The organism is Dechloromonas hortensis, assembly GCF_009469765.1.
In the GTDB taxonomy this organism is placed as follows: domain Bacteria; phylum Pseudomonadota; class Gammaproteobacteria; order Burkholderiales; family Rhodocyclaceae; genus Azonexus; species Azonexus hortensis.
Genome location: NZ_SSSQ01000014.1, coordinates 87261 through 105723, shown reverse-complemented (window position 1 = coordinate 105723; position 18463 = coordinate 87261). Strand labels below are relative to the sequence as shown.

Annotated in this window: 19 protein-coding genes; 6 read left to right on the top strand and 13 right to left on the bottom strand. The window is 60.8% G+C overall.

Annotation, left to right across the window (positions count from 1 at the left end; translation table 11 throughout):
- Positions 1-4: 4 nt before the first annotated feature.
- The 3 genes from GH663_RS18180 to GH663_RS18170 form a co-directional block, all read right to left on the bottom strand.
- Positions 5-1327, bottom strand: a complete 1323-nt coding sequence (locus GH663_RS18180; protein WP_211371200.1) for a TolC family protein — start codon at positions 1325-1327, stop codon at positions 5-7.
- A gap of 123 nt (positions 1328-1450) precedes the next feature.
- Positions 1451-1795 (bottom strand): cation efflux protein, CzcI family, encoded by a 345-nt coding sequence (gene czcI / locus GH663_RS18175; protein WP_153133050.1) that lies wholly within the window; start codon positions 1793-1795, stop codon positions 1451-1453.
- 136 nt (positions 1796-1931) lie between these two features.
- Positions 1932-2309 carry a hypothetical protein gene (locus GH663_RS18170; protein ID WP_153133049.1) on the bottom strand — a complete coding sequence of 126 codons (378 nt, stop codon included), beginning with the start codon at positions 2307-2309 and terminating at the stop codon, positions 1932-1934.
- A 144-nt stretch (positions 2310-2453) separates the two neighbouring features.
- Between GH663_RS18170 and GH663_RS18165 the strand changes: the two genes are divergently transcribed.
- Both GH663_RS18165 and GH663_RS18160 read left to right on the top strand, forming a co-directional pair.
- Positions 2454-3137, top strand: a complete 684-nt coding sequence (locus GH663_RS18165) for a heavy metal response regulator transcription factor (protein ID WP_153133048.1) — start codon at positions 2454-2456, stop codon at positions 3135-3137.
- Positions 3134-4465, top strand: a complete 1332-nt coding sequence (locus GH663_RS18160) for a heavy metal sensor histidine kinase (protein ID WP_153133047.1) — start codon at positions 3134-3136, stop codon at positions 4463-4465. The genes GH663_RS18165 and GH663_RS18160 overlap by 4 nt, the downstream gene beginning before the upstream one ends.
- 38 nt (positions 4466-4503) lie before the next feature.
- On the opposite strand, the gene GH663_RS18155 is transcribed toward GH663_RS18160, so the two are convergent.
- The 10 genes from GH663_RS18155 to merR form a co-directional block, all read right to left on the bottom strand.
- On the bottom strand, positions 4504-6741 hold the full coding sequence (locus GH663_RS18155) for a heavy metal translocating P-type ATPase (RefSeq protein ID WP_153133046.1): 2238 nt from the start codon (positions 6739-6741) through the stop codon (positions 4504-4506).
- A 163-nt stretch (positions 6742-6904) separates the two neighbouring features.
- On the bottom strand, positions 6905-9874 hold the full coding sequence (locus tag GH663_RS18150; RefSeq protein ID WP_153133045.1) for a Tn3 family transposase: 2970 nt from the start codon (positions 9872-9874) through the stop codon (positions 6905-6907).
- Between the two features lie 108 nt (positions 9875-9982).
- Complete coding sequence (locus tag GH663_RS18145; RefSeq protein WP_153133044.1) at positions 9983-10432, bottom strand: protein-disulfide reductase DsbD N-terminal domain-containing protein; 450 nt, start codon at positions 10430-10432, stop codon at positions 9983-9985.
- A 40-nt stretch (positions 10433-10472) separates the two neighbouring features.
- Positions 10473-10979, bottom strand: a complete 507-nt coding sequence (locus tag GH663_RS18140; RefSeq protein ID WP_211371199.1) for a TlpA disulfide reductase family protein — start codon at positions 10977-10979, stop codon at positions 10473-10475.
- Positions 10966-11655, bottom strand: a complete 690-nt coding sequence (locus GH663_RS18135) for an ABC transporter ATP-binding protein (protein ID WP_153133043.1) — start codon at positions 11653-11655, stop codon at positions 10966-10968. Before GH663_RS18135 ends, GH663_RS18140 begins: the two co-directional genes overlap by 14 nt.
- Positions 11648-12811, bottom strand: coding sequence for an ABC transporter permease (locus GH663_RS18130; RefSeq protein WP_153133042.1), 1164 nt, complete (start codon positions 12809-12811; stop codon positions 11648-11650). Before GH663_RS18130 ends, GH663_RS18135 begins: the two co-directional genes overlap by 8 nt.
- Positions 12808-13248, bottom strand: a complete 441-nt coding sequence (locus tag GH663_RS18125; RefSeq protein ID WP_170291455.1) for a hypothetical protein — start codon at positions 13246-13248, stop codon at positions 12808-12810. The genes GH663_RS18130 and GH663_RS18125 overlap by 4 nt, the downstream gene beginning before the upstream one ends.
- A gap of 22 nt (positions 13249-13270) precedes the next feature.
- Positions 13271-14446, bottom strand: coding sequence for a tetrahydromethanopterin S-methyltransferase subunit A (locus GH663_RS18120; protein WP_246181639.1), 1176 nt, complete (start codon positions 14444-14446; stop codon positions 13271-13273).
- Positions 14443-14826 (bottom strand): ArsR/SmtB family transcription factor, encoded by a 384-nt coding sequence (locus GH663_RS18115; RefSeq protein WP_153133040.1) that lies wholly within the window; start codon positions 14824-14826, stop codon positions 14443-14445. Before GH663_RS18115 ends, GH663_RS18120 begins: the two co-directional genes overlap by 4 nt.
- Before the next feature lie 298 nt (positions 14827-15124).
- Positions 15125-15559: a mercury resistance transcriptional regulator MerR gene (gene merR, locus GH663_RS18110; RefSeq protein ID WP_005798840.1), complete on the bottom strand. Its 435-nt coding sequence runs from the start codon at positions 15557-15559 to the stop codon at positions 15125-15127.
- Between the two features lie 71 nt (positions 15560-15630).
- On the opposite strand from merR, the gene merT reads away from it, so the two are divergent.
- The 4 genes from merT to merA are packed head-to-tail and all read left to right on the top strand — an operon-like array spanning position 15631 to position 18447.
- Positions 15631-15981, top strand: a complete 351-nt coding sequence (gene merT / locus GH663_RS18105) for a mercuric ion transporter MerT (RefSeq protein WP_005798838.1) — start codon at positions 15631-15633, stop codon at positions 15979-15981.
- Positions 15982-15994: 13 nt separating this feature from the next.
- Positions 15995-16270, top strand: coding sequence for a mercury resistance system periplasmic binding protein MerP (merP, locus tag GH663_RS18100; RefSeq protein ID WP_004178136.1), 276 nt, complete (start codon positions 15995-15997; stop codon positions 16268-16270).
- Positions 16271-16297: 27 nt separating this feature from the next.
- A complete protein-coding gene (gene merC, locus GH663_RS18095) occupies positions 16298-16723 on the top strand; it encodes an organomercurial transporter MerC (RefSeq protein WP_000522996.1) in 426 nt (141 codons plus the stop codon).
- Positions 16724-16761: 38 nt separating this feature from the next.
- On the top strand, positions 16762-18447 hold the full coding sequence (gene merA, locus GH663_RS18090) for a mercury(II) reductase (protein ID WP_005798829.1): 1686 nt from the start codon (positions 16762-16764) through the stop codon (positions 18445-18447).
- Positions 18448-18463 lie beyond the last annotated feature (16 nt).

Below are 18463 nucleotides of genomic sequence, written 5' to 3'. Positions count from 1 at the left end.
GCTCCTACGGACGGCTGGGTACGACAGATGGCATTGAATCGATGGAGCCCAGGAAGCGCTCCAGTTCGGCAGCGGTCCGATGAGCATCGGACAAACTTCTCAGGTATTGGGCTCTCGCCTGAAAGAAGGTGCGTTGGGCATCCAATACTTCCAGAAAACTGAATTTCCCCAGCTCAAATCCTTTGCTGGCGGCCTCATAGGCGCTACGGGCGCCCGGCATGATTTCGCTTTGCAAGGCTTGTGCTTCAACAACCAGGGCTTTTAGACGTTCCTCGTTTTGTGTTACCTCCGTACCCAAACGAACCTCGGTAACACTGAACTCGTCCCGTGCCTTGTCGGCTCGACGCTGCGCCTCAAGCACATTGCCCTGATTACGGTCGAAGATTGGGAAGGGAATTGAGACACCCACAATGGTTTGGTTGCGCCCAAGCTCTTCAACCTTTTTGGATCCCAGGCTGACGGTAACGTCGGGAATTCGGCGGGAGCGCTCTAAGTCCGCGAGAGCAGAAACACGATCGACTTCATGGCGCGCTCGAAGAAGTGCCGGAGATGCATTCAAGCGGCGGGTGATTTCTTCGGTGGAGCGGATCGGCGGCAACAAATCGGTACGCCCTTCGGCCTGTTCGAACCGTGGTGTCGAACTTCCCCAACTTGCGGCCAAACGCTTGCGGGCCGACACCAGTTCGCGTTGTGCCTGATTCAACTCCACTCGTGCCGAGGCTTCCGCGACACGGGCTTTTGTTTCCTCAACCGGCGAGATTTTGCCGGCAGTCACACGTCGTGAAGCCGCCTGGGTAGCGCGTTGGGCCAGGCCGAGCAAGTCCTCGGCCTGTTGAATACGCTCCTGAGCAACCAGAACATCGAAGAAGGCCCCGATCACGGTTGCGCGTATGTCAAGGCGTTTGGCTGCCAGATCGGCTGCTGCTACATCACGGCGCCGCTCGGCAGATGCAATTCGAGCCGAGCGCTTGCCACCAAGCTCGATCCGTTGGCTCAGCTGGATAGTTGTGGTCCGCGTGGCCTTATTCTGCGTATCTTCAACGGAAGTCGAAATTTCCGGATTAGGCAGAACCCCCGCCTGGATCACAGCCCCTTCGACCGCACGCAATTCGTTCGCGGCTGCTGATAATTCCGGGTTGAACGTTAGCGCGAGATCAATGGCCGCCGATAAGGTCAAGGAACCAGATGGTTCCTTGGCGAGCGCAGGTGCAAACGTCGCAACAGACAGCGCGTCCTGCATCTGCGCCGATAGGTTTGTGCTGGCAAGCACTGAGAGTCCGAACAAGGTTCGGAGTAGCAACGTGACAGCAAAATTTCTTGGGTACATCCGATTCTCCAGTGATGAAATACACGTTGGGGAATCGGCGGGGCGCCATCTGACTGACAGAGTGGCACAGCACGCGGCTTAGGCCGCAGCAATTAGATTTGGGAAATGCCCAAGCCCCGCCGATTAGGCGGAGATGGACCAGTTAGGACGCTCAGGCTGTTCGTCTGGTGGGGAAGCCCAAAGCTGGACTGTCCGAAAATGATCAGCAACAGCCCCAACCTTGGGCAGCAAACTGCTGAACGAGGTCAATGCTGCAACACAGCCTGCATGGCAGACTGCGCAATCATTGTCCACATCAGAGACCGAGCCTTTCGCAAGCTTCTCGCCATCCTCGGCTTGATGCTTATGGTCGTGATGACCAAAGTGCTTCGTCGATCCCGTTTCGTGCTGGCAATAGGTCGCTGCCACCGCCCAGGAAATCTGGAGCGGCAAAACAATCAACAGGAAAATAGATAGCCAGCGACGCATGGGATGAATGGTAACAGAACAAAATGTGTTCAAGCAGTAAGCCTGCAGGGGGTAACGTATGGAAAGGCGAGTTGCTGATGACCAGGGTTTTCCTGGTCATCGTCCGATGGGCAACATATCCGTCCTCGGTGCGGAATTAACCACCCTGGTACAACGCCTCGCGTTGCTTCTTTTCTTCCGGCGTCATTTGCACAGATGGTGCAGGTGTGTTGTGCTGGAGTTTGTCGACGTGTTGCCATTTCCCATCGCGATAGGCATATTCGTGCGGAATCAGCACCCAGCCTTGATCACCGCCGACATAACGATACTGGCCGTCCGCACTTACTGGATTGCGTTTGAAGTCATCGAGTTCCTGTTGCACTTGCTGGGCGGATTTGCTGCCCGAACCGTGCGCCGGGTAGAATTTTGTCGCGCCCTCCGGCGTGCTGTGCATGACCGAGTCGGCCAACACCTGACCTGACAGGAGCAAACCGGCACAAAGTATGGGGATGGAAAGGGCTTGTTTGACGTTCATGATGGAACTCCTTCATTGATGTTTCGTTCATCGGTTTTGATGTATGCCGAACAACTGAACGGCATAGGTGAACTATAAAAAAACAGCACTGACAGAACGCCAACAGGAAGTTTACAAAATTGACATCTTTCGATTTGGAAAGAAATGAAACTATTGGTTGTCGAAGATGAGCAAAAGCTTGCCCAGTACCTGCAAAAAGGATTGGGTACGGCAGGCTTCGTTGTCGACCTTGCCCATGACGGAGTAACCGGACTTCACATGAGTCTGGAGTTTGATTACTCCGTCATCATCTTGGACTCCATGCTGCCTGGCATGGACGGACTTGCCTTGCTGGCTGCCCTGCGTACCCAAAAACAAACCCCGGTCTTGATGCTGACCGCGCTGGGTAAAGTGGAAGACCGGGTCAACGGTTTGCAGACTGGCGCCGACGATTATCTGGTCAAGCCGTTCGCCTTTTCTGAGCTGATCGCTCGAATCCAGGGACTGCTGCGCCGCTCGGCACAGCATCAACCGGAAAGCACGTCGAACCGTCTGGCATTGCACGATCTTGAAATGGATCTGGCTCGCCGTAAGGTCTCCAGGAATGGTCAGCGTATCGACCTGAGTGCCAAGGAGTTCCTGCTACTTTCTCTGTTTCTGAGGAAACAAGGCGAGGTGCTATCGCGTACCGAGATTGCCGAGCAGGTTTGGGATATGAATTTCGACAGCAACACCAATGTAGTCGAAGTTTCGATCAAGCGACTTCGCGCCAAAATGGATACACCCTTCGAGCTCCAACTACTGCACACCGTACGAGGCATGGGTTATGTCCTCGAAATGCGCGAATGAAACTTGGCAAACAGATTAACCCGACGCTGAGCGGTCGCCTTGTACGCTGGCTCGCCTCACTAAGTTTGGGTGTCCTTGGATGTTTGTGTCTCGGAGTATTTTTCTCGGTCAAAATTAATCTTGAGTCACAACAGGATCTACGCCTTGAAAAGCTCAGTACGGCAATTCAGCACCTGTTTGAAGAAACGCCGGCACACCTGCAACCGGGAACACTGGAACATGACCTGGAAGATCTTCTGAAGATCAATCGGGACTTGCATCTCAAGTTACTCGATAGATTGGGTGGGGCTCGTTTCATTTCGACGCCAAGTGCTTGGCCGTTAAAAGCGCGCTTTCTCTCGCTTGCACTCCCCGAGGAAGCTTCGAGGACAGATTTTGCCGTTGCCGAATTGGCGCTCGACACTGCACCCGACGAGGCTATTCTGGATCGCCTCGCAGCCATTCTTTGGGGGGCTGCATTGATCGGCAGTACTGCGATCACCGTGGGCGGTTACCTGCTCGTTTATTTTGGACTGACCCCCATTCGGACACTGGCTGAGCAAACACGCTGTCTCGCAATACTTTCCCTCGACAAACGGTTGGAAACTGAGGGGATTCCCGCCGAGCTACAAGTGCTTGTCGATCAGTTCAACGATTTGCTAAATCGACTGGAAAAAGCCTACCAGCAACTCGAAGGATTCAATGCCGATGTAGCGCACGAATTGAGAACGCCGTTGGCGAATATCATCGCTAGCAGTGAATTGGCTTTGCGTAGCAACGACAAGGATGAAAATCTGCGTGATTGCATCGGTGCGAATCTCGAAGAAATGCACAGGCTGTCGGGCATCGTTAATGACATGCTGTTCCTGTCGCAAGCCGACCGGGGTGCAAAAGCCCGGCGGATACCCGTTCAAAGCCTCGCCCAACTCTGCACTGAGGTGGCTGACTACTATGAAGCAGTGCTGATTGAGTCCGACCTTCAGTTGTCGATTGAAGGTGATGCATCCGGCCTATTCGATGCTGCACTGCTACGGCGCGTACTGTCCAATTTACTGAATAATGCGGCCCGGTATGCTGAGCACGGAAGTGCAATCTTGATCCGGATAGCGCCGGAAGCAGATGGACAACTAAAGCTCTCGGTGATCAACCAGGGGGAACCGATTCCTGCTGCAAGCCAGCCCCACATCTTCGATCGCTTTTTCCGCGTAGACACGTCACGTAGCCACGGCCACCAAAATCATGGACTGGGTCTCGCCATTGTTAGCGCGATTGCCCGGATGCATGACGGGGCGGCATTCGCAATATCCGCCGATGGCGAGACCGAAATAGGCGTACGACTGGCCTGCTGACGGCCTCGCTGCTTTCGTCGATGCAGGCCAACGGGTCTTCAGTCTCTGGTTTGCGGCGCAGAGGTTCGCAACGTTCGCAGGCCGTTAGCGACGACCAGTAGACTGGCGCCCATGTCAGCAAATACCGCCATCCACATCGTGGCATTTCCGAACACCGCGAGCCCGAGAAATACGACCTTGATGCCCAAGGCCAGTGCGATGTTCTGCCAGAGCACGGCGTGTGTCTGGCGGGACAAACGGATGGTTTCCGGGATACGTCGCAAATCGTCGTTCATGATGACCACGTCGGCGGCCTCCATGGCGGTATCGGTGCCGGCAGCGCCCATGGCAACACCGATATCGGCACGTGCCAGGGCGGGCGCATCGTTGATACCGTCGCCGGTCATTGCCGTCGGGCCATAGCGCCCCTGCAGTTCCTCGATAGCAGCCAGCTTGTCCTCCGGCAGCAGGTTGCCTCGTGCATCGTCGATTCCCGCCTGGCGGGCAATACTGGTTGCGGTTGCTACGTTGTCGCCGGTGAGCATGACCGACGTGACACCAAGGCGATGCAGATCGGTAATCGCTTCCCGCGAGCTTTCCTTGATGGTGTCAGCCACCGCGAAGATAGCCAGTACCCGATCCTCGGTAGCCAGCAGAGTGGCGGTTCGCCCTTGACTTTCATGAACGGCAAGACGCGCCTCGATCTCTGGGCTGCACAGACCACGATCCTCGATCAAGCGATGGTTACCAAGAATCAAGGTATGCCCGTCCAGGCGGGCCTCGATGCCGCGACCGGGAAGCGCGGTGAAGTCGGTGAGGCCGTTTTCCGGCAGGTTCAGGCCGGTGGCGATAGCCTTCGAAACGGGGTGGTCCGAATGACCGGCCAGGCTGGCGGCCCAGGAAAGCACCTTTGCTTCTGGATCGAAGGGGGACAGCACCTCTGTGGCTACCAGACGAGGCTTGCCTTCCGTGATGGTGCCGGTCTTGTCGAGAGCGATGGCGCGCAGTTTACGGGCCTCTTCCAGATAGACGCCGCCCTTGATCAGGATGCCGCGCTGAGCGGCTGCGGCCAGTCCGCTGACAACTGTAACCGGCGTAGCGATAACTAGCGCACAGGGACAGGCAATTACCAGGAGAACCAGTGCCTTGTAGAGCGCCTGTGTCCACATCCAATCGAACAGCCAGGGGCCGCAAATGGCCACGGCCACGGCAATCGCAAAAATGGCCGGCGTATAAATGGCGGCAAAGCGATCCACGAAGCGCTGGGTGGGAGCCCGCGTGCCTTGGGCTGCCTCGACGGCATGGATGATGCGGGCCAGGGTCGTGTTGTTGGCGGCAGCCGTCACCTCGAATTCCAGCGTGCTGGTCTCGTTGATAGTGCCGGCGAAAACGGGATCGCCAGTTGTCTTGTCGACAGGAATGCTCTCGCCGGTGACCGGCGCCTGGTTGACCGCACTGCTGCCGGCGGTCACTCGTCCATCCAGCGGGATGCGGGCACCAGGCTTGACCCGTGCCAGTGCACCGATGACGACCTTGTCGGCCGGCGTCTCCAGCCAGCCACCATCGCCTTGGCGAATCTCTGCGGTTTCCGGGGCCAAGGCGAGGAGCCCCTTGATAGCGTTGCGTGCCCGATCGACGGACCGGGCCTCGATGAGTTCGGCGATGGCGTAAAGCGCCATGACCATCGCTGCTTCCGGCCATTGACCGATCAGGAAAGCGCCAGTCACGGCGACGCCCATCAGGGCGTTCATGTTCAATTGGCCGCGCCGCAATGCGGACAATCCCTTGCGATAAGTGGAGAATCCGGAGAAGGCAATGGCAGCCGCTGCCAACGCCATGCCCAGCCCCTTGAACAGCAGGGTATCGGGTGCAAAGAAATCCAACGCCTCGGCTCCGATGGCCAATGCCAGGGCGATCAAGGCCTTACTGATCTCGCCGAGACCTGATGGGACTTCGGTCTGTTCATGCTCAATGGGCAACACTTCAAAACCGAGCTGACGGATGGCCTGTAACGCACTTTTCTGGACGGACTGCTCGGCATCAATGGTCAGGGTCCGGGCAGCCAGTTCGAAGCGTAGCGACCGAATCCCATCGATGCCTGCTAGTGCCTTGCGAATATCGTTTTCTTCGTTCGGGCAGTCCATGGCGGGAATCCGAAAAACGCTCGATTTCCCTGAGGAGTGGGATACGGAGACACGCGGCGCATCCTGAGTGGAGGTCGTATCAGTCGTACAGCCACCTGAACACGCGCAGCGTTCAGGCTCATTGGATCGGTGCTTCTCGGCATGGGGGGGCATGGCAATCTCCTGTTCGTTGATGCCATTAAAAACCCTTGAGTCGCTACAAGGTCAAGCGGCTACAATGAAACGGTTCAAGGAGAAAAGCATGTTGGAGTTCCTGAAGATATTGGGCCTCTTCATCGTCACTGGGGTCTGCTCACGAAACGGAAAAAAACGTACGCTAAGCCTCGCCGAGCATCCGTAGTGGTCTGAACTTGCCCTGTTCGACCTGCCTGCTCTGCCGCCAGATGTAATCGCCGGTCAGATTGATATGCTCCCAGCCCAGCGGCGATAGGTGTGGCAGCAGCTTGTCGTCCACATCTTTCCCCGAATCCCGCAGTGCCTGCACCGCCCGTTCCAGGTAGACCGTATTCCACAACACGATGGCAGAGACCACTAGGTTGAGGCCGCTCGCGCGATATCGCTGGTTCTCGAAACTGCGGTCGCGGATTTCGCCGAGCCGGTTCAGGAACACGGCGCGGGCCAGCGCGTTCTTGGCCTCACCCTTGTTCAAGCCGATCTGCACGCGCCGGCGCAATTCGACGTTCTGCATCCAGTCGAGCGCGAAGAGCGTGCGCTCGATGCGCCCCAACTCACGCAGCGCCACCGCCAGACCGTTCTGGCGCGGATAGCTGCCGAGCTTGCGCAGCATCAATGAGGCGGTGACAGTGCCTTGCTTGATCGACGCCGCCAGCCGCAGGATTTCATCCCAATGCGCGCGGACGTGCTTCACATTGACGCTGCCGCCGATCAGGCCGGCGAGCGTCGGATACTGTTTCGCGTCACCGTGGATGTACAGGCGCTTGTCGGCCAAGTCGCGGATGCGCGGTGCGAAACGGAAACCGAGCAGGTGCATCAGCGCGAATACATGGTCAGTGAAGCCTGCTGTGTCGGTGTAGTGCTCCTCGATGCGCAAGTCCGACTCGTGATATAGCAAGCCGTCCAGAACGTGGGTGGCGTCGCGCACCGTGGCGTTGATGACTTTGGTGTGGAACGGCGCGTACTGGTCGGAGATGTGGGTGTAGAACTGCACGCCCGGTTCCTGGCCGTATTTCAGGTTCACCTGGCCGGCGAACTGGCCTCGACCGCCGGCCTTGAAGTTCTGGCCGTCCGACGACGACGTGGTGCCATCGCCCCAATAGGCAGCGAACGGTTGCCGGAACTGCGCATTGACCAGTTCGCCCAGCCCGGCCGAGTAGGTTTCGTCGCGGATATGCCAAGCCTGCAACCAGGTCAGTTTGGCGTAGGTCGTGCCGGGGCAGGATTCGGCCATCTTGCTCAGGCCCAGGTTGATGGCATCGGCCAGAATGGTCGTCAGCAGCAGGTGCTGGTCGTCGGCTGCCGCGCCGCTCTTGAGGTGCTTGAAGTGGCGGGTGAAGCCCGTCCAGCTATCGACTTCCAGCAGCAGCTCGGTAATCTTCAAATGCGGCAACAGGCTGTAAGCCTGCTGCATCAACGCGTCGGCCTCGTCCGGGACAGCATTATCCAGCGGCGTGATCTTGAGGCGGCCACTGCTGGTGACAGCGGCATCGGGCAATTCGTTGGCGGTGGCGAGCCGTTCTACGGTCGCCAGCTCTCGTTCCAGCAACGACAGTCGGTTCTGCAAGAAGCGCTCGCAGTCGACTTCGACAGCGAGGCCAAGCTCCTTCTGTTCGCGCTGCGCCGTGAAGCGCGGTGCCGGCAACAGGTATTCCTCGAAGTCCTTGAACTGCCGCGATCCCTGTACCCAGATATCGCCTGAGCGCAGCGAATTCTTCAGCTCCGACAATACACACAGCTCATAGAAACGGCGATCCAATCCGTCCGCCGTACGCACCAGATTTTCCCAGCGCTTGCGCACAAATGAGGTCGGTGCATCGTCCGGCACCTTGCGCGCCTGGCGCTCATTCATGCCTTTCAGCACTTCGACGCCGGCCAGCAGCTCCCGCGCTGTCGGTGCGGCCTTCATGGTCAGCGCTTCCAGCAAGATTGGCGTGTAGCGCCGAAGCTGGGTGAAGCCATCGCCGACCAGGGACAGGAAGTCAAAGTCCTCCGGCTGGGCCAGTGTTTCCGCTTCGGTGATGCTTTCGCTGAACACCTCCCACGGAATGATGGCCTCGATGGCGGCGAACGGATCGCCGCCCGACTGCTTGGCGTCCAGCAGGGCACGGCCGATGCGCGAGTACAGGCGCACCTTGTCGTTGATCGCCTTGCCGGACTGCTGGAAGCGGTCGGCATGGTTACGCTTGGCCTTGCTGAACAGCGTTCCCATGAACCGGTCATGCAGGTCGATGATTTCGTCGATCAGCGTGGCACGCGTGTCGAGTATTACTGCGACCAGCGTGGCATAGCGGCGGGCCGGCTCCAAGTCGCGCAGGTGCTGCGCCGTCATCTGCCCGCCCTCGCGGGCCAGCTTCAGCAGCCGGTTCTGGTGGATGGCGTGTTCGAGACCATCCGGCAGCCACAGTTCGCGGACGGTTTTCAGGCGCTCCAGGTGGTTCAGCACATGCTTGGGCTTCGGTGGGCCGGGCGGCTGACGCAGCCAGATGAGACCGCTGCCCTTGGTGCCTTCCCGGATCGCCAGCAGTCCATCAAGTGCGCGCCGATGATGTTCCGACAGCGGCGCAGTCAGCGCCTCGTACACCTGGCGCGTGCCCCGCGTGAGCGCTTCGCTGCACACACGCTCGATGACATCGAGCGCCGGCATGATGATGCGCTGCTGTCGCAACATTTCGACGAGCGCTTCGGCCAGCACGATGCCACGGTCTGTCTGCTGGGCCAGTTCGGCGAGTTGGTGGACGAAACGCCGGTAATCGGCAATGGCGAACGGCGATAGGTTCAGCCATGCCTGCAATTCCGTCAGGTGTTCACGCCGGGTCTCCGCTCGCTGGGCATACTGTGGCCAGATGTCGGGCTCGACACGTAATTGGCGGCTGACGATGGACAGCAAGGGCGCGGGTGGCTCCGCGTCGGTTGGAAGGACAAAGCCGGGATAGCGCAAATAACACAACTGCACCGCGAAACCGAGCCGGTTGTGATTGCCGCGTCGCTGGCGAATGGCCGACAGGTCGGGTTCCGAGAAGGTGTAATGCCGGATGAATTCGTCGTCAGTTGTTGGGAAGGCAAGCAAGCCGGTGCGCTCGGCAGGAGTCAACAAACTGCGGCGGGGCATGGTCAGTCATCCGTGCGTAGGTGTTGGTAGATTTCATGGCTGCTGCCGCATTCGGGGCGAACTTGGCATCCTGCTCGCCGACTCTGCCCTCTGGCCCACAGAGGTGGGCTATGGCAACACGAGGTCCACCGATTTATCGATCGGTGGATAGCACACGCCCAGCTTCTCATTGCAACCCTGGTAGCGGGCGAGCAGGGTCAGACGCTTCGCCGTGGGCGTCCGGTCCAAGGCGATTTCCGCCTTGATCGGCTTGTGGTACACCTCCATCTGGCCGAAGTTTGGATCGTTCTTGACCTCCCCGGCCGGTAGTTGCACCTGGCGGATCGTCACGCCGCTCGCATTCTTCAGGGCAAAGATGATCTTGCTCTTGTAGAGGTAGTGCTCGGGCGCCGGCGCCAGCTCGGCGATCACGGTGTTCGGGCCGCGAAAGGAAACCTTCAGCTTGAAGGCCTGGTCGGGCGGCAAGGGCTCCGCCGCCCAGGCGGCGGCCGTCCCTGCGAGCGACAGCAGCGCCAGCAGGAAAGTGTGCAGCTTCAGTTTCGTCATCGTGTGAGTCATGCTTGGTCCTCTTTTGCGTGGTTCAATCGTTACCCTTGTTTCAACCGGACGCAGCGGCCGATTCGAGGAAGGCTCGCAACTTCTCGAAATCGATGATGCCGACGGTCTTGGAAATGCGCTTGCCCGCGCGGTCGATGAGGAAGGTCGTCGGCGTGGCGCGCACGCCCTCGAACTCCCGCGCCAGCGCGCCGTCCCGGTCGAATACCACCGGGAAGGGCAGACTGCGCTTCGCCATGTAGGCGCGAATCTGCTCCGGCTCGTCGTAAGACATGGCGACCGCGATTACCTCGAAGCCGCGGCTGCGATAGCGGCGCCAGGTGGCGATCAGGTCGGGCATTTCCTGCAGGCAGACACCGCAACTCGTCGCCCAGAAATTGACCAGGACAAGTTTGCCGCGCAACTCGCCGGGGCGGATTTTTTTCCCGTCCAGGGTCGTGAACGCGGGGGCCTCTGGCGCGGCTTGCACGGGCACATGCCAGGGCATGACCAGGGCGAGCGCCAGCAGCGCCCAACGCAGCCCGCGCCCGAGCCTTCTAAACCGTCCCATTGCGTGTATCCGCGACGATCCGGCCGTCCTTGACCTGCAGCACGCGCTCGGCGCGCGCCGCCACCGCCGGATTGTGGGTCACCATGAGGAGCGTCTTGCCGGCCTGGTGCAAGCCGTCCAGCAAGGTCAGCAGTTCGGCCTCGGCGGCGGAATCCAGGTTGCCCGTGGGCTCGTCCATGAGCAGGATGTCGGGGTCGTTGGCCAGCGCCCGGGCGATGGCGACGCGCTGCTGCTGTCCACCCGAGAGCATGCCCGGCAGGTGGTGGGCCTTGTCGCCCAGGCCAAAGTGTTCCAGCAGTTCCATGGCGCGTCCGTTGCGCTTGGCCGCACCGCCGAGCCACAGCGCAATCTCGACGTTCTCCAGCGCCGTCAAATACGGCATCAGGTTGAAGAACTGGAACACGAAGCCGATTTTCCGGCCGCGCACCGCCGCAAGTTTCGTGGCGTCGAGGCTGCCGATCTCCGCGCCGTCCAGCACGATGCGGCCGGCGCTCGGGCGGTCCAGGCCACCGATGAGTTGCAGCAGCGTGCTCTTGCCGTGGCCGGACGGCCCCATGATGGCGACCCAGGTGCCGCGCGCCACGCTCATCGAAACGTCCGAGACCGCCTGCGTCGTGGCGGCGCCGCTGCCGTAGGTCTTGCTGACGCTTTCCAGTGCGATGACGGCCTCAGACATGGCGCATCGCCTCCACCGGCGAGAGCTTGGCCGCCCGGTACGCCGGGTAGAGCCCGGCGAGCAGCGCGAGGCCCACCGAGAATCCCAGCGTGAAGAGGATCGTTACCTCGTCGAGCGCCGGCGTCGGCGACTGGCGCAGTGAGGCGGTGAACGCGTTGTCGGTGAGGGCGGGGCCGAACAGGTAGGCACCGAGGACACCCAGAGCCGTGCCCAGGAGCCCACCGAGCAGGCCGTAGAGCCCGGATTCGAGCATGAAGGCGAGGAACAGTGTGCGCCGGGTGCTGCCGATGGCTTGCAGGATGCCGATTTCCCGCTGGCGCTCATAGACGGCCGTGAGCAGCGTATTGACGATGCCGAAGGCAGCCGCCAGTACGCCCACGGCTGCCACCGCCTGCATCGCGGCGCCGACGGTGCCGACGATGGACAGGATCGAGGCGAGCAATTGCTTGTCGGAAACCACCGCGACATTGGCGACTTCCTGGATGTTGAGACTCACCGCTTCCATTTGTTCGAGGTCGGTGACCTGGACCGCGATGAACGACACTTTGTCCTGCACCTCGTAGATCTGCTGGGCGAGAGGCAGCGGAATGAAGGTGGCGATGTCGTCCTTGGTGCCCGCCTCGCGCAGCACGCCGATCACCGGCAGCGGCTTGCCGCGCACGGTGAATTCGTCGCCCGGCTTGAGCTGGAACTGCTTGGCGATGGCCGCGCCGATGACCACTGCGCGCTCGTCCGGGGCGTTGAAATAGCGCCCGGACTCGACCGTCCACTTCTGCAGCGTGCGCATCTCCTGCGGCCAAATGCCGATCACCGGCACCGGCTGGTTACGAAATGCAGTCTTCTCGTTGAGGTAGGGAACCGCGCTCTTCACACCCGGCACGGCGCGAATCTTCTCCAACTCGGACATCGGAATCGCCTCGGGCAGTTGCTCCCCGGTGAGCACCGAGATTTGCTCATAGGCACACCAGCCCTTGGGCGTGACCACCAGATTGGCGCCCAGCCCCTGCGCCTGTTTCCTGATTTCGCCAGTCAAGCCCTGGCCGATGGTCATCAGGGCGACGAAGGCCGCCATGCCGACGCTGACGCCCGCCAAGGTGAAGATGAAACGGCCGCGTCGGCGCAGCAGGTTGCGCCAGACCAGTTTGCCAAGGTTCATTTCTTGATCGGCCCCAGGTTCTCGACCGAGTCGGCCTGAAGATAGATGAGCTTCTTGGCGGGATCCTCGGCCATCGTGCCGCGCACGTTGAGTTCATCCCAGGGCTTGAGCTTGGCGTCCTTGACCTTGATCGGCAGGTAATATTTGGCGCAATTGAGGTCCTGACAGACCCTCGCTTCGCGCGAGTCGATCAGGGCGAACAGCTGCGGGTCGTAGGGCGAGACCTTCGCGACGACACCGCGCACCAGGATGCTGCCCTTGAAGCCTTTCGGATCGGCCTCCAGGTCCTGCACCTGCAAGGCCCCCTTGGGGAGCGGCCGTTGCGCCTTGCCGAACAGGTCGGGCAGACCGGCATGGGCGAGATGGTTGCCCGTCCAGGGCGCGCCGCCTGTCAGCAACACGGCGCCCATGACGATTGAAACGATGGCTTGCTTCATTTCCTTGATTCCTTTCATGTTCTCATCGGACGCCTGCGGCCGATGCCGTACAACTGCAACTGCCGCCGGAGCAGGCCGGCGATGCAGCATCATCTTCGCCCGGGGCGCGGTCCTGCACGTAGTCCTCCCCGGTGGCGAGCGCATGCTGGGCGCGCGCCAGTTCACGCCCCAGGTAGGCGGCGTGGTCGAGCCGGCTGATGAGCCCCTCGGCGATGACCGTGCCGTAGAGGGCCGTCGGCGTGGCGCCCTCGATCACGCGGGTGAGCACGCCGTTGTTGGCGTAGTGCTCCAGCACCAGGAGGTGCCGCCGCCGGTCCGGGTAGATCACCAGGTAACCCGCTGGATCGGAGACGAGGCGCAACGGCTCCACCGCCCATTGGACGGGCACCGCGGGCGCCTCGGCCGTGACCGCTTCCGCCGGGCCAGGATCGTTCGCGGCGGCCTCGGCGATGCTGCCGGCGATCGCTTCGAGATCAGTGGTCCCGATCAGGTCCACCACCTGCAGCCGGCGGCGGAAAGCCTCCACCTGCTCGCGGCCGACGTTCTTGAGGATGGGACGTTTGCCTTGGGCGCCGCGGATGCGCCCGCTTTCCTCCAGACCCTCGCGCATCAGGCTCACCAGCGACTGCCCCGGCAGGTGGCCGATAGCCTGGCGCGTATCTTCCCCGCAGACCACGAGGAAGCGCACGTGGGGATTGGGCAGCAGGTTGCGGATCAGGTGCTCGATACCCAGATTCTCGGTGTGCAGGCTGCCGACGATGGCTAGGCCGGGCGGGTGCGCGGCGGCGAGCCACGGCACCAGCTCGTCGGAGTTCAGGGTGCACACCGCTACCGGCGCGTGGAAGCGCAGCACGCGGTAGTCCCCGGGCAATGGCGGCCAGCCGGCGCGTTCCTCGGGCGCCTCGGTGGCGCAGTGGCCGGCTTGGGCGAGCGCCGGGTCGAGCTCGGCGGCGGCGTTGATGGCTAGGGCCGGCCAGCAGACCTCGCAGCCCAGGCAGTCGTAGCGCTTGGGCTCGAACAAGGCGCGCGCCTCGACGAGTTGCGATACCAAGACGGCCGGCAGGACGGACGAGCCGGCGAGCGCCTGCACCGTATCCTGATAGCAGCCGCAGCGATGGCACTTGGTGGCCGTCATCGCGCTGCCCAATTCGCTGCGCACTGCCTCCAGCGTGGAGTTGTCGATAACTGCGCTGCTCACGCGAGCCGCTCCTCCAGCAGGCAGCAATCGCCTTTGAGCGCTTTGAGCAGACCTTCGCTATGTACGCGGTAATAGACCATCTTGCCGTCATTGCGCATGGCGAGCCAGCCCTGATCGCGGAGCAGCTTCAATTGATGGGAGGTTGCCGCCACGGTGATCCCGAGCACGTGGGCCACGTCGCACACGCACAGTTCGCCCTGGGCGAGTGCCAGCAGGATCTTGAGCCGGGTGACGTTGCCCAGCAACTTGTAGAGCTCGGCGAGTTGGGGCAGCAGGTGTTCCTCTTTAACCAGTTCGGCTTTGATTCGCGCGACCTTCTCCTGCTCGAAGCAGGTCACGTTGCAGACTGGACTGACGATCACTTTGGCGGAAGTGGCCACGTTACGAATCTCATTTAGACATTTGCGAAAATGATATATCGAGACCAACCTAGGTACAAGCCAATTTTTGGTCTGAACGTGCCAGTACTGTTACATAATCTCTCAGTCACTATCGTTCTCGGCACATAGAATACAATACGGGTTACGTGACGATAACGGAAGTTCTGACGGAGCTGCTTTTGTCATTTTCAGAAGGCGATAGCACGAATTATCAAAAGTCGGCCGCACGGTTTTTTCTGACGGTTGACGTCACCTCAGAAAACGGAAAATAAAGCACGCTTAGGCGTAGTTCCCTTGGCTACACCGCGTCGGTACTGCGCGGTTCTTTCTTCCCTTGCAGTGAAGCAATCAGCGGGCAAGAAACATTCCCCTGCCGCAGGTGGCAGGCACACACAAGTTCGGAAAGCACCGACTCCATACGCGCCAAGTCAGTCATTTTTTCGCGCACGTCCTTGAGCTTGTGCTCGGCCAGACTACTGGCTTCCTCGCAATGGGTGCCATCCTCCAGCCGCAGCAGTTCGGCTATTTCATCCAGACTGAAGCCCAGCCGCTGGGCTGATTTCACGAACCGCACCCGCGTTACATCCGCCTCGCCATAGCGGCGGATGCTGCCGTAAGGCTTGTCCGGCTCCGGCAACAAGCCCTTGCGCTGATAGAACCGGATGGTCTCTACGTTGACCCCGGCCGCCTTGGCGAAAACGCCGATGGTCAGATTTTCCAAATTGTTTTCCATATTGCTTGACTCCGTACATGACTACGGAAGTAAGGTTACGCTATCCAATTTAAATTCGAAAGGACACGCGCATGTCTGAACCACAAAACGGGCGCGGGGCGCTCTTCGCCGGCGGGCTGGCTGCCATCCTCGCCTCGGCCTGCTGCCTGGGGCCGCTGGTTCTGGTCACCTTGGGGTTCAGCGGCGCTTGGATCGGCAACCTGACGGTATTGGAGCCGTATCGGCCGATCTTCATCGGCGCGGCGCTGGTTGCACTGTTCTTTGCCTGGCGGCGCATCGTCCGACCGACCGCAGCCTGCAAGCCGGGCGAGGTGTGCGCGATTCCGCAAGTGCGCACCACCTACAAGCTCATTTTCTGGTTCGTCGCCGTGTTGGTCTTGGTCGCGCTTGGTTTTCCCTACGTCATGCCATTTTTCTACTAATCAGGAGTTCATCATGAAAAAGCTGTTTGCCTCCCTCGCTCTCGCCGCTTTCGTTGCCCCCGTGTTCGCCGCCACTCAGACCGTCACGCTGTCCGTGCCTGGCATGACCTGCGCCTCTTGCCCGATCACTGTCAAGCACGCGCTTTCCAAGGTTGAGGGCGTGAGCAAGACCGACGTAAGTTTCGACAAGCGCCAGGCCGTCGTCACCTTCGACGATGCCAAGACCAACGTCCAGAAGTTGACCAAGGCGACCGAGGACGCGGGCTATCCGTCCAGCCTCAAACGCTGATCCGTTAACCGAACTCGGGAGCGACACATGGGACTCATCACGCGCATCGCTGGCAAAACCGGCGCGCTCGGCAGCGTCGTTTCCGCGATGGGCTGCGCCGCCTGTTTTCCTGCCATCGCCAGCTTTGGCGCGGCCATCGGACTGGGCTTCTTGAGCCAGTACGAGGGGCTATTCATTGGCATCCTGCTGCCGATGTTCGCCGGCATCGCGTTACTCGCCAATGCTATCGCTTGGCTCAATCATCGACAGTGGCGACGCACGGCGCTAGGCACGATAGGCCCGATCTTGGTGCTGGCAGCGGTGTTTTTAATGCGGGCTTACGGCTGGCAGAGCGGTGGACTGCTCTATGTCGGCCTGGCCTTGATGGTTGGGGTGTCGGTCTGGGATTTCATCTCGCCAGCACATCGCCGCTGCGGGCCGGACAGCTGTGAATTGCCAGAACAACGTGGCTGACGGCAACAGCCGTAGCCACCACAGAAAAGGAAAAATACATGACCACCCTGAAAATCACCGGGATGACCTGCGACTCGTGCGCGGCTCACGTCAAGGAAGCCTTGGAGAAAGTGCCCGGCGTGCAATCGGCGCTGGTGTCCTATCCGAAGGGCACAGCGCAACTCGCCATTGAGGCGGGCACGTCATCGGATGCGCTGACTACCGCCGTGGCCGGACTGGGCTACGAGGCAACGCTTGCCGATGCGCCACCGACGGACAACCGCGCCGGCCTGCTCGACAAGATGCGCGGCTGGATAGGGGCCGCTGATAAGCCCAGTGGCAACGAACGCCCGTTGCAGGTCGTCGTCATTGGTAGCGGTGGCGCGGCAATGGCGGCAGCACTGAAGGCCGTCGAGCAAGGCGCGCACGTCTCGCTGATCGAGCGCGGCACCATCGGCGGCACCTGCGTCAACGTCGGCTGCGTGCCGTCCAAGATCATGATTCGCGCCGCCCACATCGCCCATTTACGTCGGGAAAGTCCGTTCGACGGCGGTATCGCGGCGACTGTGCCTGCGATTGACCGCAGCAAACTACTGGCCCAGCAGCAGGCGCGCGTCGAAGAACTGCGCCATGCCAAGTACGAAGGCATTCTGGACGGCAACCCGGCCATCACCGTTGTACATGGTGAGGCGCGTTTCAAGGATGAGCAGAGCCTGGTCGTCCGTTTAAACGATGGTGGCGAGCGCGTGGTAGCTTTCGACCGCTGCTTAGTCGCCACGGGTGCCAGCCCGGCCGTGCCGCCGATTCCGGGCCTGAAAGAGTCACCCTACTGGACTTCGACCGAGGCCCTGGTCAGCGACACCCTTCCCGAACGCCTAGCCGTGATCGGCTCGTCGGTGGTCGCGCTGGAACTGGCGCAAGCCTTCGCCCGGCTGGGCAGCCAGGTCACGATCCTAGCTCGCAACACGCTGTTCTTCCGCGACGACCCGTCCATCGGCGAGGCCGTCACAGCGGCCTTCCGTGCCGAAGGGATCAAGGTACTGGAACACACGCAAGCCAGCCAGGTCGCGCATGTGAACGGCGAATTCGTGCTGACCACGGGACACGGTGAAGTACGTGCCGACAAGCTGCTGGTCGCTACCGGACGGACACCGAACACGCGCAGCCTGGCACTCGACGCGGCGGGAGTCACCGTCAATGCGCAGGGTGCCATCGTCATCGACAAGGGCATGCGCACCAGCACGCCACACATTTACGCGGCCGGCGACTGCACGGACCAGCCACAATTCGTCTATGTGGCGGCAGCGGCCGGCACCCGTGCCGCGATCAACATGACCGGAGGGGATGCTGCCATCAATCTAACCGCGATGCCGGCCGTGGTGTTCACCGATCCGCAAGTAGCAACCGTGGGCTACAGCGAAGCGGAAGCGCATCACGACGGGATCGAAACCGACAGTCGCACGCTCACGCTCGACAACGTGCCGCGTGCGCTTGCCAACTTCGACACACGCGGCTTTATCAAGCTGGTCATCGAGGAAGGTAGCGGACGGCTCATCGGCGTGCAGGTCGTCGCCCCGGAAGCCGGCGAATTGATCCAGACGGCTGTTCTCGCCATTCGCAACCGCATGACGGTGCAGGAACTGGCCGACCAGTTGTTCCCCTACCTGACGATGGTCGAGGGGTTGAAGCTCGCGGCGCAGACCTTCAGCAAGGACGTGAAGCAGCTTTCGTGTTGTGCCGGATGAGGAAAAGGAGGTGTTC

Excerpts from the sequence above, each read along its gene's own strand:
- GH663_RS18180 (WP_211371200.1), bottom strand. The coding sequence starts at position 1,327 with ATGTACCCAAGAAATTTTGCTGTCACGTTGCTACTCCGAACCTTGTTC.
- czcI (WP_153133050.1), bottom strand. The coding sequence starts at position 1,795 with ATGCGTCGCTGGCTATCTATTTTCCTGTTGATTGTTTTGCCGCTCCAG.
- GH663_RS18170 (WP_153133049.1), bottom strand. The coding sequence starts at position 2,309 with ATGAACGTCAAACAAGCCCTTTCCATCCCCATACTTTGTGCCGGTTTG.
- GH663_RS18165 (WP_153133048.1), top strand. The coding sequence starts at position 2,454 with ATGAAACTATTGGTTGTCGAAGATGAGCAAAAGCTTGCCCAGTACCTG.
- GH663_RS18160 (WP_153133047.1), top strand. The coding sequence starts at position 3,134 with ATGAAACTTGGCAAACAGATTAACCCGACGCTGAGCGGTCGCCTTGTA.
- GH663_RS18155 (WP_153133046.1), bottom strand. The coding sequence starts at position 6,741 with ATGCCCCCCCATGCCGAGAAGCACCGATCCAATGAGCCTGAACGCTGC.
- GH663_RS18150 (WP_153133045.1), bottom strand. The coding sequence starts at position 9,874 with ATGCCCCGCCGCAGTTTGTTGACTCCTGCCGAGCGCACCGGCTTGCTT.
- GH663_RS18145 (WP_153133044.1), bottom strand. The coding sequence starts at position 10,432 with ATGACTCACACGATGACGAAACTGAAGCTGCACACTTTCCTGCTGGCG.
- GH663_RS18140 (WP_211371199.1), bottom strand. The coding sequence starts at position 10,979 with ATGGGACGGTTTAGAAGGCTCGGGCGCGGGCTGCGTTGGGCGCTGCTG.
- GH663_RS18135 (WP_153133043.1), bottom strand. The coding sequence starts at position 11,655 with ATGTCTGAGGCCGTCATCGCACTGGAAAGCGTCAGCAAGACCTACGGC.
- GH663_RS18130 (WP_153133042.1), bottom strand. The coding sequence starts at position 12,811 with ATGAACCTTGGCAAACTGGTCTGGCGCAACCTGCTGCGCCGACGCGGC.
- GH663_RS18125 (WP_170291455.1), bottom strand. The coding sequence starts at position 13,248 with ATGAAGCAAGCCATCGTTTCAATCGTCATGGGCGCCGTGTTGCTGACA.
- merR (WP_005798840.1), bottom strand. The coding sequence starts at position 15,559 with ATGGAAAACAATTTGGAAAATCTGACCATCGGCGTTTTCGCCAAGGCG.
- merT (WP_005798838.1), top strand. The coding sequence starts at position 15,631 with ATGTCTGAACCACAAAACGGGCGCGGGGCGCTCTTCGCCGGCGGGCTG.
- merP (WP_004178136.1), top strand. The coding sequence starts at position 15,995 with ATGAAAAAGCTGTTTGCCTCCCTCGCTCTCGCCGCTTTCGTTGCCCCC.
- merC (WP_000522996.1), top strand. The coding sequence starts at position 16,298 with ATGGGACTCATCACGCGCATCGCTGGCAAAACCGGCGCGCTCGGCAGC.
- merA (WP_005798829.1), top strand. The coding sequence starts at position 16,762 with ATGACCACCCTGAAAATCACCGGGATGACCTGCGACTCGTGCGCGGCT.